Origin of the sequence: Aquimarina longa SW024 (assembly GCF_001401755.1) — a bacterium.
Classification (GTDB): domain Bacteria; phylum Bacteroidota; class Bacteroidia; order Flavobacteriales; family Flavobacteriaceae; genus Aquimarina; species Aquimarina longa.
This window is the reverse complement of sequence record NZ_AVQK01000026.1, coordinates 76,106-92,633: the sequence shown is the minus strand read 5'-3', so window position 1 is coordinate 92,633 and position 16,528 is coordinate 76,106. Positions and strand designations below refer to the sequence as shown.

The 16,528-nt window shown below is 31.0% G+C and carries 21 protein-coding genes; 10 read left to right on the top strand and 11 right to left on the bottom strand.

Going from position 1 to position 16,528, the window contains the following annotated elements; translation table 11 throughout:
- Positions 1 to 3 precede the first annotated feature (3 nt).
- The 6 genes from N456_RS06910 to N456_RS24290 form a co-directional block, all read right to left on the bottom strand.
- Positions 4 to 1,251: an HlyD family secretion protein gene (locus N456_RS06910; protein ID WP_158447842.1), complete on the bottom strand. Its 1,248-nt coding sequence runs from the start codon at positions 1,249 to 1,251 to the stop codon at positions 4 to 6.
- Between the two features lie 13 nt (positions 1,252 to 1,264).
- Entirely contained in the window at positions 1,265 to 1,447 is a 183-nt protein-coding gene (locus tag N456_RS06905) for a class I lanthipeptide (RefSeq protein WP_062055288.1), read from the bottom strand.
- An 80-nt stretch (positions 1,448 to 1,527) separates the two neighbouring features.
- Complete coding sequence (locus tag N456_RS06900; protein ID WP_062055286.1) at positions 1,528 to 1,710, bottom strand: class IIb bacteriocin, lactobin A/cerein 7B family; 183 nt, start codon at positions 1,708 to 1,710, stop codon at positions 1,528 to 1,530.
- Between the two features lie 30 nt (positions 1,711 to 1,740).
- Entirely contained in the window at positions 1,741 to 1,938 is a 198-nt protein-coding gene (locus N456_RS06895; RefSeq protein ID WP_062055284.1) for a class IIb bacteriocin, lactobin A/cerein 7B family, read from the bottom strand.
- A gap of 52 nt (positions 1,939 to 1,990) precedes the next feature.
- Positions 1,991 to 2,149, bottom strand: a complete 159-nt coding sequence (locus tag N456_RS24295) for a hypothetical protein (protein WP_158447841.1) — start codon at positions 2,147 to 2,149, stop codon at positions 1,991 to 1,993.
- 42 nt (positions 2,150 to 2,191) lie between these two features.
- The gene (locus N456_RS24290) at positions 2,192 to 2,341 is read right to left on the bottom strand and encodes a hypothetical protein (RefSeq protein ID WP_158447840.1); all 150 of its coding nucleotides are present in this window, start codon (positions 2,339 to 2,341) and stop codon (positions 2,192 to 2,194) included.
- A gap of 349 nt (positions 2,342 to 2,690) precedes the next feature.
- Between N456_RS24290 and N456_RS06885 the strand changes: the two genes are divergently transcribed.
- Entirely contained in the window at positions 2,691 to 3,014 is a 324-nt protein-coding gene (locus tag N456_RS06885; protein WP_062055280.1) for a hypothetical protein, read from the top strand.
- A gap of 141 nt (positions 3,015 to 3,155) precedes the next feature.
- Here the strand turns inward: N456_RS06885 and N456_RS06880 are convergent, their stop codons facing one another.
- The 3 genes from N456_RS06880 to N456_RS06870 form a co-directional block, all read right to left on the bottom strand.
- A complete protein-coding gene (locus tag N456_RS06880; RefSeq protein WP_062055278.1) occupies positions 3,156 to 3,335 on the bottom strand; it encodes a hypothetical protein in 180 nt (59 codons plus the stop codon).
- A 148-nt stretch (positions 3,336 to 3,483) separates the two neighbouring features.
- Positions 3,484 to 4,704 (bottom strand): lanthionine synthetase C family protein, encoded by a 1,221-nt coding sequence (locus N456_RS06875; protein ID WP_062055276.1) that lies wholly within the window; start codon positions 4,702 to 4,704, stop codon positions 3,484 to 3,486.
- A 209-nt stretch (positions 4,705 to 4,913) separates the two neighbouring features.
- A complete protein-coding gene (locus N456_RS06870) occupies positions 4,914 to 7,325 on the bottom strand; it encodes a zinc-dependent metalloprotease (protein WP_062055274.1) in 2,412 nt (803 codons plus the stop codon).
- 115 nt (positions 7,326 to 7,440) lie between these two features.
- Here N456_RS06870 and prfB point away from each other — a divergent pair.
- Both prfB and arsC read left to right on the top strand, forming a co-directional pair.
- Positions 7,441 to 8,539 (top strand): peptide chain release factor 2 gene (prfB, locus tag N456_RS06865; RefSeq protein WP_148639221.1). Its coding sequence is split into 2 segments (ribosomal slippage): positions 7,441 to 7,503 and positions 7,505 to 8,539, totalling 1,098 coding nucleotides; the frame shifts between segments, so codons are not numbered across the junction.
- 18 nt (positions 8,540 to 8,557) lie between these two features.
- The gene (gene arsC, locus N456_RS06860; protein WP_062055270.1) at positions 8,558 to 8,899 is read left to right on the top strand and encodes an arsenate reductase (glutaredoxin); all 342 of its coding nucleotides are present in this window, start codon (positions 8,558 to 8,560) and stop codon (positions 8,897 to 8,899) included.
- Between the two features lie 68 nt (positions 8,900 to 8,967).
- Here the strand turns inward: arsC and N456_RS24765 are convergent, their stop codons facing one another.
- Positions 8,968 to 9,138, bottom strand: a complete 171-nt coding sequence (locus N456_RS24765) for a hypothetical protein (RefSeq protein WP_062055268.1) — start codon at positions 9,136 to 9,138, stop codon at positions 8,968 to 8,970.
- A 185-nt stretch (positions 9,139 to 9,323) separates the two neighbouring features.
- Here N456_RS24765 and fumC point away from each other — a divergent pair, with 185 nt between their 5' ends.
- The 4 genes from fumC (at position 9,324) to N456_RS06835 (ending at position 12,677) form a co-directional block, all read left to right on the top strand.
- A complete protein-coding gene (gene fumC, locus N456_RS06850) occupies positions 9,324 to 10,721 on the top strand; it encodes a class II fumarate hydratase (protein WP_062055266.1) in 1,398 nt (465 codons plus the stop codon).
- 133 nt (positions 10,722 to 10,854) lie between these two features.
- Positions 10,855 to 11,280 (top strand): DUF2147 domain-containing protein, encoded by a 426-nt coding sequence (locus N456_RS06845; protein WP_062055264.1) that lies wholly within the window; start codon positions 10,855 to 10,857, stop codon positions 11,278 to 11,280.
- 133 nt (positions 11,281 to 11,413) lie between these two features.
- Entirely contained in the window at positions 11,414 to 11,869 is a 456-nt protein-coding gene (locus tag N456_RS06840) for an Lrp/AsnC family transcriptional regulator (RefSeq protein WP_062055262.1), read from the top strand.
- 79 nt (positions 11,870 to 11,948) lie between these two features.
- Positions 11,949 to 12,677, top strand: a complete 729-nt coding sequence (locus N456_RS06835) for an SDR family oxidoreductase (RefSeq protein ID WP_062055260.1) — start codon at positions 11,949 to 11,951, stop codon at positions 12,675 to 12,677.
- A gap of 43 nt (positions 12,678 to 12,720) precedes the next feature.
- On the opposite strand, the gene holA is transcribed toward N456_RS06835, so the two are convergent.
- A complete protein-coding gene (gene holA, locus N456_RS06830) occupies positions 12,721 to 13,725 on the bottom strand; it encodes a DNA polymerase III subunit delta (RefSeq protein ID WP_062055257.1) in 1,005 nt (334 codons plus the stop codon).
- 26 nt (positions 13,726 to 13,751) lie between these two features.
- Between holA and N456_RS06825 the strand changes: the two genes are divergently transcribed.
- The 3 genes from N456_RS06825 to N456_RS06815 all read left to right on the top strand — a co-directional run bounded on the left by N456_RS06825 (position 13,752) and on the right by N456_RS06815 (position 16,384).
- Positions 13,752 to 14,201 (top strand): type I restriction enzyme HsdR N-terminal domain-containing protein, encoded by a 450-nt coding sequence (locus N456_RS06825; RefSeq protein ID WP_062055255.1) that lies wholly within the window; start codon positions 13,752 to 13,754, stop codon positions 14,199 to 14,201.
- A gap of 223 nt (positions 14,202 to 14,424) precedes the next feature.
- The gene (locus N456_RS06820; protein ID WP_062055253.1) at positions 14,425 to 15,417 is read left to right on the top strand and encodes a glycosyltransferase family 2 protein; all 993 of its coding nucleotides are present in this window, start codon (positions 14,425 to 14,427) and stop codon (positions 15,415 to 15,417) included.
- A 97-nt stretch (positions 15,418 to 15,514) separates the two neighbouring features.
- Positions 15,515 to 16,384 (top strand): OmpA/MotB family protein, encoded by an 870-nt coding sequence (locus N456_RS06815; RefSeq protein ID WP_062055251.1) that lies wholly within the window; start codon positions 15,515 to 15,517, stop codon positions 16,382 to 16,384.
- Positions 16,385 to 16,528: the final 144 nt, after the last annotated feature.

The following is a 16,528-nucleotide window of genomic DNA, read 5'->3' as shown; positions in this document are numbered from 1 at the left end:
TTCTTATAATTTTCCTTTTAAACTATAAATTGGTTCTAACAACCATTCTCCTAAACTTCGTTCTTCTAAAATGATATCTGCTGCTATAGACATCCCTGACTGTAATGGGATTTTTTTACCATAAGCATTGATCGATTGTTCTCCCAAAGCTACTTTGACACGATATACAGGTTCTTTTATAGGCATTGGTATCGCTATCTCATTAGGCATAATTACAGTCTCTGCTATTTGTATAACTTTACCCTGATATAAACCATATCGCTGATAAGGGAAAGCATCATAACGAATCAATACTTCTTGTTTTTTTTTTATGAAACCAATAGCCCTAGATGGTAAAAATAATTCTGCATATAGGGTTGTATTTTCTGGGATAATGGTAAGCACTGGCACTATTGAAGATACCTGTTGCCCAATCGTAACTTGGCTAGATGTGATACGTCCATTAACTGGAGCTTTGATAGTATAGGATCTACTATTTTTTAATTCTATAAGACGTTCTTCTAGTTGTGTATATTGATTTTGTAATTCTTTTAAACGGTTGTTTTTTCGAAATGGAGATTGTTCTACTTGTTTCTGTGTGTTTGTAATTTCTGTTTTCTTACTAATTTGCATCCTTTTTGTGGCATTAAAAGATGCCTTAGTACTAAAATAAATGTTTCTTTTGTTACTAAGGTCATCATCAGAAACTAGCCCTCTTAATTTAAGTCCTTTATAGATATTCCATTGCTTTTTAGCAAGTTGTGTTTGTTCTTTTTGATTTTGTAATTGTTGATTGATTTGATAATACTCACTGGTATAATTCGTTAGAATTGCAGATAAGCGACTACCTTCACTATCTAGCACCAATGTTTCATCTTTTATTCGTTGTTGTAGGCTTATGATTTGATCTTCTAATCGATTGATTAATTGCTGATTAACACTAATACTATCTTTAGTTCCTCGTTCTGTAGTAATTTCTAACAAGTTTTGTCCTTTACTTACTTTTTGACCATCTGTGTTATGTTTTTGCTCAATAATTCCATTAAAAGGAGCATATACACGTACTACTCCTTTATCAGGTATTAAATAGCCTGTTACCATTTCCTTACGAGCAAATGTACCAAAAGCTAAAAAAGCCCCCACTATGAGTACGATCATTGTTATGGCTATTATAAATATCCAAAAAGACATTGGTCGTATTAACAGAACATCTCCTAATAACCGTTGTGTATTACTTTGTATCGCTTCTTTTCTAAATAGTGAGGAACTCATATGGTTTATTTTTTTATCTTGTTTTAAACGTTTTATTAGGACCTCCATTTACTACTGGAAAGCAAATACTTCGATCACTTTTTTCTATATTACAAGTCGGAATACAAGAATCCTTTACTCCTCCGGTAACTTGTCTTAATTGAAGATTAGAAATTGTGCTTTTTTTAAGACTCAGTTTTTTTTTATTGTTTTTCATAATGTCTAGTTTTTAAATTAAAAAATGAACAAACAAACTATCTATTTGTAAATAGATAGTTTGCTCATATTCATAACCAACTACTTCTGATTACATCCTTTTTTACTATGGATGTGCTTCGATTTAGCCGCTTGGTCTTGTGCTCCTGCAATAGCACCTGCTGTAACTGCTATTAAAGCAATATCAACAAGAACTGTAGCTATAATAATAGGTATTACACCTCCATTTACTTCCTCTACTTCATTGTTTTTTAAAACTCTCATATTTTTTATATTTTAAATTTTTGAATACAATTATTTTTTACAATCATGATTTCCTTCATGTATTCTTTGTGCTGCTTCACCTGCTACTTTTCCTACAGCATAACCTCCTGTTATAGCTGCACCAACTAGTGCTCCTACCGCAGCAACTGCTTTAACTAAAGGAGGAATAACCAATACTATTGGACCTCCTGATATAGAATCTATTTCTTCAATTTTTAAATTTCTCATTTTTGTAAATTTTAATTATTAAACTTATAATCAATTCTTAGATAAAATTGTATTACTCTGATTTACATGAATACCCAGTTGTAGAGACTGATTTTACATTTTCTTTACCTCCACAAGCTTTTATCGCTGTTTTTGTATTTGCCCTTATTGTTGCAATATCACCATCTCCTCCTCTTACATTTTGTACTTCTTTTACTTCTAAATTTTTCATTTTTGTAAATTTTAATTATTATAGAATATTACCTTCTGATTTCTACTTACATTCGTAACCTTTAGTTGTAACAGACTTAACATTTCCTTGTCCGCATGTTTCTTCTGCTATTTTTGTAATCTCCTTTATTGTGGCTACTTCTCCATCTCCACCTTTTACTTCTAATACTTCTTCAATTTTTAAATTTCTCATTTTGTAAATTTTAATTATTAAACTTATTTGTTTTATCAAAGCGCTTTGACATCAACAAACATAGAACAACAAGTAATTGAAAAACAAATGATTACACTCAGTATTCTGGAATTTCTATTGTTTTTCCAGAATTTCGAGTTTGTTTTTAAAGAAAAAATGAAAAGAAAATATTTTGTCTTTTTTTTTTGTAAAAAAATGATGCTTTTATTAAACTTAAAAATATCTTTTTGACTAGCTGATCATAAGAATTAAGGTTGTATTTCTCAAAAATGATGTTTTTGATTGTGATAAAATAGTCTTCGATATACTGTAGTACATATTATTTTATCCGAATGCAAATCAAAGTTCTTTGGATGTATTTCGTAACTGTTTAGATGCGAATGAATCTTCTTTGGATACGCTTCGCAACTGTTTAGATGCAATTCGTAATTTCTTTGATGCGAATGAATCTTCTTTAGATACGCTTCGCAACTGTTTGGATGCAGTTCATAATTTCTTTGATGCAGATAAACTTTCTTTAGATACGCTTCGCAACTGTTTGGATACAGTTCATAATTTCTTTGATGTAGATAAACCTTCTTTAGATACGCTTCACAACTATTTGGATGAAGTTCATAATTTCTTTGATGTAGATAAATCTTCTTTAGATACAGTTCATAATCACCTAAATTAAATGACTGTTATTGTTTTATAAAATTTTAAAAAAATCATGTTATAAAAAAAACGTCTGAAAATGAATTTTCAGACGTTTTACTATAAACCCTTAATATTAGTCAATTCATCAATTGATTGAGAATCTTGTTAATGTTTTAGTTTAAACACAATATACACAACTAGTAGGTGTATCAGAATAACAGGCACCTCCTCCTCCAACGGGCTGTTCTGAAGGGCGTTTTCCTATATTTAGAAATGGATTGTCGATATTTCCTCCTTTAATAGTACTTAATTGCGTGACATTCATTTTAGTAAGGCTTAACTTCTTTTTGTTTTTCATGATATATGATTTTAAATTAGATAAATATCAAGCGCTTTGATAGCAACAAACATAGTATAATCAACTTGTTTCATACAAATAGAAGTAGTTAGTATTCTGGAATTTCTATTGTTTTTCGAGAATTTCGAGTGTTATTTTCACAAAAAACTTAACGAATCAGTAAACACTCCTCCCACTTTGTATCAAAAGGAGCTAAATAAGAGATGATAGACAATCCAACTCCTGCCACTCCTTCTAATAAACTTATTTCCTTTTTCCATTCTTCGACTTTCGCTCCTCTCCATGCCATATAACCAGCATATCCTTGTTCATGTGTTGCCATAGTAAGTGCCTGCATAGCCCAAAAATCTGAAGCTTCTTTAAACACTGTTTCTTTTGTTTTTCTATATAAAAAATTATAGATAAGAAGTATTCCGTATGCTCCATGACATAATCCTGCATCCATAATACTTGCCTCTTCTAAATCTCTTCGCTTAGTAGAATGTTTTAAAACTATTATTGCTTCTTCATAAAGTTGTGGATCTTCCAACACTTCTCCTGCTCGTAACAAGGATATTCCAATTCCTAAATCTCCATAACACCAACCTAATCTAGATGTTTCTTCTGTTGTTTCTTTATCATTAACAACCCAACTAGGAAACATAGAAGTCACTGAATTATCTTTAAACTTACAACTTAATACATAACGTACAGTTTGTTCTAACAATTCCTGAACTACATCACGAAAATCATCATGCTTCACTACCCTAGAGAAGAAATTAATCATACTAGAAATTCCGTGAGATAAACTTAGGTTACATCCTCTAATCTCTTTTTCTTTTCTTAAATCAGATTCCCACCAAGTACCTCTCTCATCATTTTTAGAAGATTTTTTGAGTGCTAGAATTAACTCTTCTATATATAGTGCATATTCCTTTTTTAGTTTCTCTGAAGTCGTATTCTCATATCGTTTTAAAAAATAATATCCATACCCTATTGCTCCATGTAGAAAATCATAATTTTCTTCTTGTACAGCCCCTCGCATAGCTTCTAATAAATATGGATCCAAATCTGATGATAAAAAATCATCTTCTAACTCTACAAAATCTTCTTCTTTAAGAATTTCTAGTGCCCAACATGCCCCAGCTATTCCTACACAAAAAGTAGGATATGAAAAACCATCATTGATATACTCTACAATCTTAGTAATACTTTCTACCCCTTTATCTGCATGAATATCATCATCTAAAAATTTTGAATAATAAAATTGAAATAAAGCGATTCCTGAAACACCTGACAAAACCCCTACTTCATTATTCTCTGCATCTTCTGTATCTAAAATTTTACTTATTTCTTGTAATTTATTCCTTAACTGAAGTTGTATATCCATCTTGATTTCTTATATGATTATAGCTAATTATCTAAGAGCAAGCTCGCAAAGCATTCCTTTAAATTTAGAGGTTAGCCTCAGAGCATTAGAATCTCGTTTAATGAGTAAATATAAAAAGGAAATCAGTACTTCTTATAGTAACAGCAGTCTAAATTCTAGAATATATAGCAATGTAAATCAAAAATATGATCAAAAATCATCATTGTTTTCTAAAAATCACAGCTATAACTACCAATAGGTGAACCATCTGGGATTTTAGGAGTAATTATGAGTTTAAATTTTTCTGGGCTTTCTAAAAATGCAGTGATTTTATCCACAAAATGCTTGTTATATACATTATCTATACCTTCTTCTTTTGATTTTTTAAGAAAAATAGCTAAATCTTTAATTTTAGCATTTGCAATAGCATTAACTTGGGGATACACTTTTTTATGGACACTTAAATTCATTAAGTATTTTAGAATAGTAGTCCGTACCATATATTGAATCTCTTTATGATAACTATTTTTTATTTTAGTCTCAAAAGAAAATTTAAGCAATTGATCTATTGTTTCTACCAATCCTAATTGATTATGATCTAAACTCTTTTGTTGTACTAATCGCGATGCTCTTTCTGGATGTAATAATAAAGATAAACTCATATCACTTGCTGTAGTAGCTGCGCTTAATGCATCAAAACCAACACCAGTCTTTCCTTTAAAAGACTCTCTAGTCCTATTATACCCAAAAGCTCTTGGTGGAAATAGCTTTAATTTATTCTCAGGAATAGCCAAAACTTCAGGAGCTAATGTTTGTAAAACCTGTGTTAGTGCTTTTTTTTGTTTTTTGGGATCAACTGTCTCTATTATTGTTTGTTGATCTCCTTTAACCGCATAATTATAATTTAATCCTCCAATGAGTTTTACTGTAGCTTCTGTTTGATATCGATGAAAAAAATACAATGGGACAAAAACATCTTCCAAAACTGAATATGGCTCATCATTTCTAATATTATTTGCAGAAAAGTTACGTATAGCAACTTCCCTGATCTTCAATACATTCTCTAATTCTTCTGCCGCACTCTTACCATTATCCCATAAATGTGCTAATTCGTGTGCACCTCCTTTTGGTCTTGCATCACCATCCGAAATAAAACGAAGACCTGATTGATAGGCCATTTTCAAAATTTTATTAAGTGCTTCTTTTTCATTAGCTCCCTTATCAAATTCTGAATAACTATAAGCTACTGTTACCTTATCCCACTCCCCAATATTGGTGTCATAGGCATTTGACAGATCTATTTTATCATTTGCAAGAGCAATTGTTGGATGAGGATAATCCATTACTGATGCTCTATCTTTCGTACTAGCAGCAAAATTATGTGCAAAACCAATAGTATGCCCTACTTCATGAGCTGATAACTGACGGATACGTGCCAATGCCATCTCTAACATAGGTTGATACGTATCGTTTTTTTCTTTAAAAGGCTGATCTAATAACGCTTGTGCTATCAAAAAATCCTGACGTATTCTTAGACTTCCTAAACTCACATGTCCTTTAAGAATCTCTCCTGTTCTGGGATCTATTACAGTCGCTCCATAACTCCAACCTCTGGTAGAGCGATGTACCCATTGTATTACATTATATCTTAAATCCATAGGATCAGCTTCTGGTGGTAACATTTTTACCTGAAATGCATTTTTAAAACCAATAGCCTCATATGCCTGATTCCACCACTTTGCTCCATCTAATAATGCAGATCGTACTGGTTCTGGAGTTCCTGGGTCTAAATAATAAATTATAGGTTCTTTTGCTTCGCTTATTGTTTGGTTTGGATTTTTTTTCTCTAAACGGTGTCTAATTATATAACGCTTAGTTATAGCTTCTTGTATAGGACTTGCATAATCCATATAAGACATAAATAAAGCTCCACTTCTAGGATCAAACTCTCGCTTCTTATAACCATTATCTGGCAACGCTATAAATGAATGATGTTGGATAACAGAAAGATATTTAGAATTAGGAGCAATTGTCTGTATATTATTTCCTGTAGCAGATCCTTTATAGGTAATCAAGGCTTCAAACTCTACATTTTTAGGAAAAGCCTTAGTTCTCTCCATACTTAAACTACTTCTAGAGGTATCAACACTATATACTCCTTGTTTTTGAAATTTTAATCTATCAATTATGCCATGCGCATCTTGCATTAAAAAAGGAGTAAGATCGATAATAAATGAATTTGCCGTTTCTTGTTTAATAGTAAACCCGAATAAAACAGATTTTGCAAAAGCTTGTGATACACTTTTTTGCTCTAGTGTATTATCTGTTATAGCACGATACCTTTGATTAGGTTGAACTAGTAATAGCTTATTTCCTGCCCTTTGAAACTTTACAACTACTCCATCTCCAATCTGACCTCTATCCAGTCCAATATCATTTGATCCCAATCCCGTAGCCAAAGAATGTACATATAAAAATTCAGATTCAAGCTTATTAACTTCTAGATAAATCTTATCTTTTGATTCATTATAATAAAATTTAAAATAACCGTCAAAAGCTAGTAATTGTTCTTGTTTTTCTAAAAACTGAGCCGACATACTACTCGAAAGCATACATAATAAATAAACAAAATAGAGCTTCATAAAAACAGTTATTTTAGAATAAAAAATTTATAAAATCAATAAATCTATAAAATAATCTAAAAATTGCTTCTTACTGAAGTGTTAAATCCTATTTTTGTCAAAAAATTATTAGATTATGATTAATACTGAGACTTTACAAGATCTTAGGGAGCGCCTGGTTGCGTTAAGGAGGTATCTTTGACATTGATGCCAAACTTATAGAAATAGCTAATCAAGAAGAAAAAACCTACGCCCCAAATTTTTGGGATAACGCTCAGGAAGCGGAAAAATTAATGCGTGAGCTAAACGCAGAAAAAAAATGGGTTTCTGATTACCAAAAAGGAGAAACATTAGTTGATGATCTCGAGGTTCTTTATGAATTTTATAAAGAAGGAGATGCTACAGAATCCGAAGTTTCTGAACGATATAATGATACTAAATCACTTATAGAAGGTTTAGAGTTTAGAAATATGCTTAGTGAAGAAGGCGATAGTATGAGTGCTGTTTTGCAAATTACTGCGGGTGCTGGTGGTACCGAAAGTTGTGATTGGGCAAGCATGCTTATGCGTATGTATCTTATGTGGGCAGAAAAACAAGGTTTTAAAGTAAAAGAACTTAACTATCAGGGAGGTGATGTCGCAGGGATAAAAACCGTTACATTAGAAATAGAAGGCGAATATGCTTTTGGATGGCTTAAAGGTGAAAATGGAGTACATCGACTAGTGCGCATATCTCCTTTTGATAGCAATGCAAAACGACATACCTCATTTGCTTCTATATATGTATACCCTCTTGCTGATGATAGTATCGAAATAGATATCAATCCTGCCGATTACGAGATTATTACCTCTAGATCCAGTGGTGCTGGTGGACAAAATGTAAATAAAGTAGAAACCAAAGTACAACTTACTCACTTCCCTACTGGTATACAAATCTCTTGTTCGGATACTAGATCACAACAAGAAAACAGAATAAAAGCATTACAAATGCTTAAATCTCAGTTATTCGAGATTGAACTTCAAAAACAACGCGCACAACGAGATGAGATAGAAGCCTCTAAAATGAAGATCGAATGGGGATCACAAATTCGTAATTATGTGATGCACCCATATAAGTTAGTAAAAGATGTAAGAACGACTGAAGAAACAGGTAATGTAGATGCTGTAATGGATGGTAATATCGATCAGTTTTTAAAAGCTTTTCTTATGATGATGGGGCAAAAAAATGAAGATTAAAATTTTATACAATAGAATATGACAACTATTTATCATAACCCTAGATGTAGTAAATCTAGAGAAGGACTTGCTTTACTCAACAAAACAGCAGAAGAGCTTACTATAATTAAATATTTAGAAACTCCTCCATCTGAACAAGAATTATCTGAAATAATTAAGCTCTTAAAAATTGCTCCAATAGATTTAATAAGAAAGAATGAAGTAGTATGGAAAGAAAATTTTAAGAATAAAAATCTAAATGACAATGAGTTAATCAAAGTAATGTCTGAAAACCCAAAGCTTATTGAAAGACCTATTGTTATCAAAAATAATAAAGCTGTTATAGGGAGACCTCCAGAAAAAATTAAAGATATCTTATAAACAATTATAAAAACAAAAAAGGAAGTCAAATGACTTCCTTTTTCTATATAAACTTTAATTCGTTATGCTTATGATTTAGCATTACGTTTAGCCTCTCTTCTTAATTTAAAATTTTCGACATTAGCTCCTATAATCCAGTAAGGAATTACAAAAGTTAATAAAAAGATCATTAACCAAAATCCTATAGTAAGGATAGTTAAAAAAGCTAAAAAACCAAGGTATTGATCGAATTCAAACATAACGATATTCTAATTTTCAAATTTTGTCAAAGATAGTAACTCTTATTTATATGTCATAGCAGAAATATAATTTATTTTTCAATCTCATATAATTGAAATTTATATTCTAAAAAGTAACCTCTTTTTTCAAAAATAGCTCTACAAATGCTTAAATTTGCCATCTTTAAAAACAAATTATCTTAACAATGGAATATAGAATAGAGAAGGATACAATGGGCGAGGTAAAAGTACCTGCTGATAAGCTTTGGGGAGCGCAAACAGAACGTTCTAGAAACAATTTTAAGATTGGTGCAGTTGCATCTATGCCATTAGAAATCGTTTATGGGTTTGCATATCTAAAAAAAGCTGCAGCATACACAAACTGTGAATTAGGAGTTTTACCAATAGAGAAAAGAGACTTTATTTCACAAGTTTGTGATGAAATATTAGAAGGAAAACATGATGATCAATTTCCTCTGGTAATTTGGCAAACTGGCTCTGGTACTCAAAGCAATATGAATGTTAATGAAGTTATTGCTAATAGAGCTCATCAATTAGCAGGTAAAACTATTGGTGAAGGAGAAAAAACATTACAGCCTAATGATGATGTTAATAAATCACAATCATCTAATGATACATTCCCGACAGGAATGCATATTGCTGCCTATAAAAAAATCGTAGAAGTAACTATTCCTGGGATCACACAATTAAGAGATACCCTTAAGAAAAAATCCGAAGAATTTAAAAATGTAGTAAAAATTGGGCGTACCCATTTTATGGATGCTACTCCTCTTACAATAGGACAAGAGTTATCAGGATATGTTTCTCAATTAGATCACGGTATTAAAGCATTAGAAAATACATTACCCCATATGGGAGAACTAGCATTAGGAGGAACTGCTGTGGGAACAGAATTAAATACTCCAAAAGGATATGCTAAACGTGTATCAGAATTTATTGCTCAATTTACTAGTTTACCATTTATCACTGCCGAAAATAAGTTTGAAGCACTAGCAGCACATGATGCTTTTGTAGAAAGTCATGGAGCTCTAAAACAATTAGCCGTTTCTTTAAATAAAATTGGAAACGATATCCGTATGCTTGCCTCTGGACCAAGAAGTGGAATCGGTGAATTAATTATTCCTGCAAACGAGCCAGGAAGTTCTATCATGCCAGGAAAAGTAAACCCAACACAATGTGAAGCTTTAACAATGGTATGCGCTCAAGTACTAGGTAATGATGTAGCTATTAATATTGGTGGTATGCAAGGACATTTTGAGTTAAATGTTTTTAAACCAGTAATGGCCGCAAATTTATTACAAAGTGCACAATTGATTGGAGATGCATGTGTTTCTTTTGATGAGCACTGTGCTCAGGGAATTGAACCTAACCAAAAGAGAATTACAGAATTATTGAATAATTCATTGATGCTAGTTACAGCTTTAAATACCAAAATCGGATATTATAAAGCTGCCGAAATCGCTAATACTGCCCACCAAAATGGTACAACACTAAAACATGAAGCTGTAGCGTTAGGATATGTAACCGAACAAGAATTTGATGAATGGGTAAAACCTGAAGATATGGTAGGGAGTTTAAAATAAAAAAACTTACTTTAATAATATTAAGCCTCTTAATCCATAATACATAGATTTAAGAGGCTTTTTCTTTTAATATAATCGACTTATTTTATATTTTTTATAAGTATTAATAGATATAATTGTTAAGTTTACGTTAATGAAATTTACTTTATTCTTAATATTATCATTTCTTACGATATCCTCATCCTCTATTGATTCTGATGTATATATAGGAAAATGGGAAATTGTAGGAGGATCTATTATTGAAATCTACAAAGATGGAAATACCTTTTATGGAAAAATTAACAAAAGAGCAGAACGTCCGTTATCTAATCTTAATGGTTTAGACAATAAAAACCCTTTAAAAGAACTTCAGGGACGCCCTTTATTAGGGATGACAATTTTGGATAATTTAACTTATAAAGACGGAGTTTTATCTGGGGGAACCATATATAATGCTGATAGTGGTAAAAGTTATATTGTAAAAGTTTGGATTAACAGTGATGATCTTGATGTATGCTATATAAGGGCCTATAAAAGTTTTTTATTTAAAACATTTATAGCCAAAAGAGTCAAAGACTAAACATACCTTAAACAAATAACAGAATAAAAATTTATAAAAAAGAATAGCAATAGCATAAAAACATTAACAAATAATATTTATAAAGAATTTTATTCTAATTTTGAATTTAAGACTATTCTAGAATTAAAACAATATGGATAAAATCGATCGTTCAATATTACTTCTGTTACAAAAAAATGGAAAAATTACCATTAAAGAAATTGCAGAACGATTACATCTAACCACTACCCCAGTATTCGAAAGAGTAAAAAAACTAGATCGAGAAGGATATATAAAATCTTATAAGGCTATCATTGATCGCAAAAAAGTAGGGTTACAATTAGTGGTATTCTGTAATATTACATTAAATCTTCATCAAACAGATTATCTAAAAAAATTTGAAAAAGACATACAACAATTTCCAGAAGTAGTAGAATGCTATCATGTAGCAGGAATGTTTGATTACCTTGTTAAGATCTATGCCGAAGATATGGAACGCTATCAGGATTTTTTATCCAATAAACTTGCTTCCTTAGAAAACATCTCTAAAGTACAAAGTTCTTTTGTAATGACTGAAGTAAAAGACTTTTTATACCTTCCTATCCCTTAAAAAAATACAATTCTACTTAACAAAAGATTTAGAATTCATAGCGTACCTTTGGTATCCGTACAAAAAAAATGCATCAAATATGGATATTAAAAACGCTAAAGTATTAATCACTGGAGGAAATTCTGGAATTGGTAAAGCTACTGCTAAACTATTAAAAGAAAAAGGAGCACAAGTAATCATCTCAGGAAGAAATGAAGCAACATTACAAGAAACAGCATCTGAATTGGATATAGAATATGTAAAAGCTGATGTAACTATAGAGAATCAGGTTAAAAACATGGTACAAGAAGCTAAAAACAAGATGGGAGGGCTAAATGTGCTAGTCAATAATGCTGGATATGGATATATTGCAAAATTAATAGATATTGAAGCAGATCAATTTACTGATCAGTTTAAAACTAATATACTTGGCGCTACATTATGTGCTAAAGAATCAGCCAAACATTTTATAGCACAAGAGTCTGGTAACATTATTAATATTGGATCCACATCTTCTTTAAAAGGTTCCCCCACCGCATCGCCATATGTAGCTACTAAGTTTGCATTAAGAGGCATGACAGAAAGCTGGAGAAATGAATTACGACCTCATAATATTAGAGTAATGCAAGTGAATCCTAGTGAAGTGATGACCAGTTTTGCAGACAATAGAGTCGGTAAAAATAGTGACACCAAACAATACTCATTAATGGAACAACAAACAAAACTAAGAGGTGAAGAAATTGCACACACCATTAGTAGTCTTTTAGAAATGGATGATCGAGGGTTTATTACTGAAGCAACTGTTTTTGCTACTAATCCTCAATCCTAAATAAAAAATATAATCTAGAGCTGATTTTTAACACCATCAAAAATCAGCTCATTATTTTAACCAAAAGTTCTTTAAGAATATCTCCCTGAGGAAGATTTGCTGCCCCTACTCCTTTACTTTTTATATCAGCATCTCTTAGAAATGCAATAATCCCGCTTACCTTTTTCATAGGATAATTATGCGCAGCATCGGAGTAATCTTTTACAAAATACGGATTAACTCTTAATACAGCAGCTACATTACGCTGTGACTTATCTAATAAACCATGATATTGTAATACCTGAGAAAAATAACTATATAATAATGAAATCGTCACCACTAGAGGATTATCTTTAGGATTCTGTGCAAAATAGTTAATAATAAGATGTGCTTTAACTACATTTCTAGTTCCGATAGCTTTACGAAGTTCGAAATTATTAAACTCTTTACTGATTCCTATATTCTTTTCGATTTGATCCGCAGTAATCTGAGATCCAGAAGGAATTATTAATTTTAATTTTTCTAATTCATTCGTTATCTTATTAAGATCCGTGCCTAAAAACTCTACTAGCATTTGAGATGCCTTAGGTTCAATAGTATACTTAGCTCCCCCTAATACTCTTCTAATCCAGTCTGCAACTTGATTTTCATATAATTTTTTACTTTCATAAATAACCCCATTCTTAGCAACTACCTTATAAAGCTTCTTTCTTTTATCAATTTTTTTATATTTATAGCATAATACCAATACTGTAGAAGGCTGTGGATTCTCTACATAATTAACAAGTTTTTCTATAGTCCTAGATAGTTCTTGTGCTTCTTTAACAATTACAACTTGCCGCTCTGCCATCATTGGATATCGTTTTGCATTTGATACAATATCTTCTATAGTCACATCACGACCATATAATACCATTTGATTAAATCCTTTTTCTTCTTCGGCAAGTACATTTTTATCTATAAATTCAGAAATCTTATCAATATAATAAGGTTCCTCCCCCATTAAAAAATAAACAGGCTTGATATTTCCTTGTTTTATATCGTTTACAATTTGTTTTACTTCATCCATTCAGAAAAAATCATCAAATTTGTGGTATGCAAAAGCTTAACTTTCCAGAATACCAATTCAGGTTCAAAAATAGCGAAAATAAAGTTTCTATTTTTGATCGAATTCGCAAAAAATTCATCATCCTTACTCCAGAAGAATGGGTAAGACAACATACTCTACGCTATTTGATTGAAGAAAAAAAGTATCCTAAAAGTTTAATTAATGTAGAAAAACTAATCAAATTTAATGGACTGAATAAACGTTATGACATTATTATATTTAATCCTGATGGTAGTATTTTTCTTATTGTAGAGTGTAAATCTGCTAATGTAAAGATTACACAAAATGTGTTTGACCAAATAGCAAGATATAATCTTGCTTTAGACGCAGAATATTTAATGATTACTAATGGTATAGATCATTATTATTGTCAGATGAGTTATACTGATAAACAGTATACTTTTTTAAAAAATATCCCTGATTATAATCATAACTAAAATATTCCACTCATTATAAAATTTTTATTTTTTCAGCATTTAGAGTATTCAATCTAGTTATTCGTTTCAATTCTTCGTGCTCCTAAGCTTAGGTTTTAGAATTTTTATCATTATTTCTAACACAATAGATTTGGAACAGGAATAGTGTAAACGCATCTCCTTGATTCTAAAATTGAAATGATATATACTAGTACTTTTAAAATAACTTCGTTACTTTGCACCCATGAATATCGCAGTGGTTATACTAAATTGGAATGGAAGAGCTTTATTAGAACAATTTCTACCATCAATACTACAATACTCTAAGGAAGCTACTATTTATATTGCAGATAATGCTTCTACAGATGATTCTATAAAGTATGTAACTCAGAATTTCCCAAAAGTTAGAATTGTTAAAAACAGTAGTAATGGTGGCTATGCAAAAGGATATAATGATGCGTTAGCAAAAATTGATGCTGACATCTATTGCCTTCTTAATAGTGATGTAGAAGTTACTAAAAACTGGTTAACTCCTATTATAAAAGCTTTTAAAACATACAATGAAGTTGCCGCCATACAACCAAAAATATTAGATTATAAAAAGAAAACTCATTTTGAATATGCAGGAGCAGCCGGAGGGTATATTGATAAATTAGGATATCCTTATTGCAGAGGAAGGATATTTGATACTCTCGAAGAAGATAATGGTCAGTATAATGATAGTACCACTATATTTTGGGCTAGTGGAGCATGCTTATTTATAAGAAAAAAAATATTTGAAAGTGTTGGTAAACTAGATGAAGACTTTTTTGCTCACCAAGAAGAAATCGATCTTTGTTGGCGTATCCAAAACCAAGGATATAAGATATTATATGAAGGCACATCTACTGTATATCACTTAGGAGGAGCGACACTAAATAGCATGAACCCTAGGAAAACATTTTTAAATTTTAGAAACAATCTGTATCTCTTACTTAAGAATGTTTCAGGAAATCAGGTATGGTTCATAATTTTTATACGCATGTTATTAGATGGGATAGCTGCTTTTCGATTTATTATACAAGGAAAGTTTTCACATTTTTTTGCTATCTTCAAGGCGCATTTAAGCTTCTATGCTAATTTTAGGACTTTTATTGTTAAACGCAAAAAACTTTCTAAAACAGGGAAATATTATTCTCTTTTTTCCGTTGTATGGCAGTATTTTATTTTGAAACGTAAACATTTTGATCAATTATAAAGTTATATAATAAATTATTGTTAATACCCCTGTATTACGTCACAATTTTAATAATTTTGAGTTATATAACCAGAATAAGACTAAAACAAATTTTCTAATGAAAAAAGTAATGATTATTGGGGCTTCCCTTGCAATTCTATTATCTTCTTGTGTATCACAAAAGAAGTTTTCTGAATTAGAGGCCAAACACAAAAAAACCGAAGATTTATTAAATTCTGCTACAGTTAAATTAAACGACTGTCTTGAAGAAAAAGCAGGTTCTACCTCTCAGCTTAAAGTACTTCAAGATCAAGTATCAAACCTTAAAAACCAGAACTCTGCTTTATTAAATAATGTTGGAAACTTGGCCACTCTCTCTACCAAAGAAGCTGAGAACTTAGAAAAATCTTTAGAAAGTATTAAAGAAAAAGATTTACAAATAAAAACAATGCAAGATGCACTTACTAAAAAAGATTCTGTAACTCTAGCACTTGTTACAAGTCTAAAAGGAGCTTTAGGAAATCTTGCTGATGAAGATATTCAGGTTAATGTAGAAAAAGGAGTAGTTTATGTATCTATCTCAGATAAATTACTTTTTAAGAGTGGTAGTTATAATGTATCTCCAAGAGCTCGTGAAGTACTTGGTAAAGTTGCTAAAGTAGTTAATGACAAACCTGATATCGAATTCCTAGTAGAAGGACACACAGATAATGTGCCTATCAAGAATAAAGTACTTTTAGACAATTGGGATCTTAGTGTAAAACGTGCTACTTCTGTAGTAAGAGTATTACAAAAAGATTTTAAAGTAGATCCAAAACGTATGACTGCAGCTGGTAGAAGTCATTATGTTCCTGTAGCTGACAATAGCTCTTCTACTAATAGAGCAAAAAACAGACGTACAAGAATCGTTGTATTACCAAAACTTGATCAATTCTATAATATGATCGAAGATGGTATGAAAAAAGCTTCTCAAGGAGGAGGTAACTAAACATAAAGTTTTTATTACATATACAAGACTGTCTGAAAAGGCAGTCTTTTTTGTTGTATATCATCTAATTGTTATCATTAAAAGAACAATCTATCTGTATATAAAAATTATCTATATATTTGCCAGCATTAAAAAAACCAAATC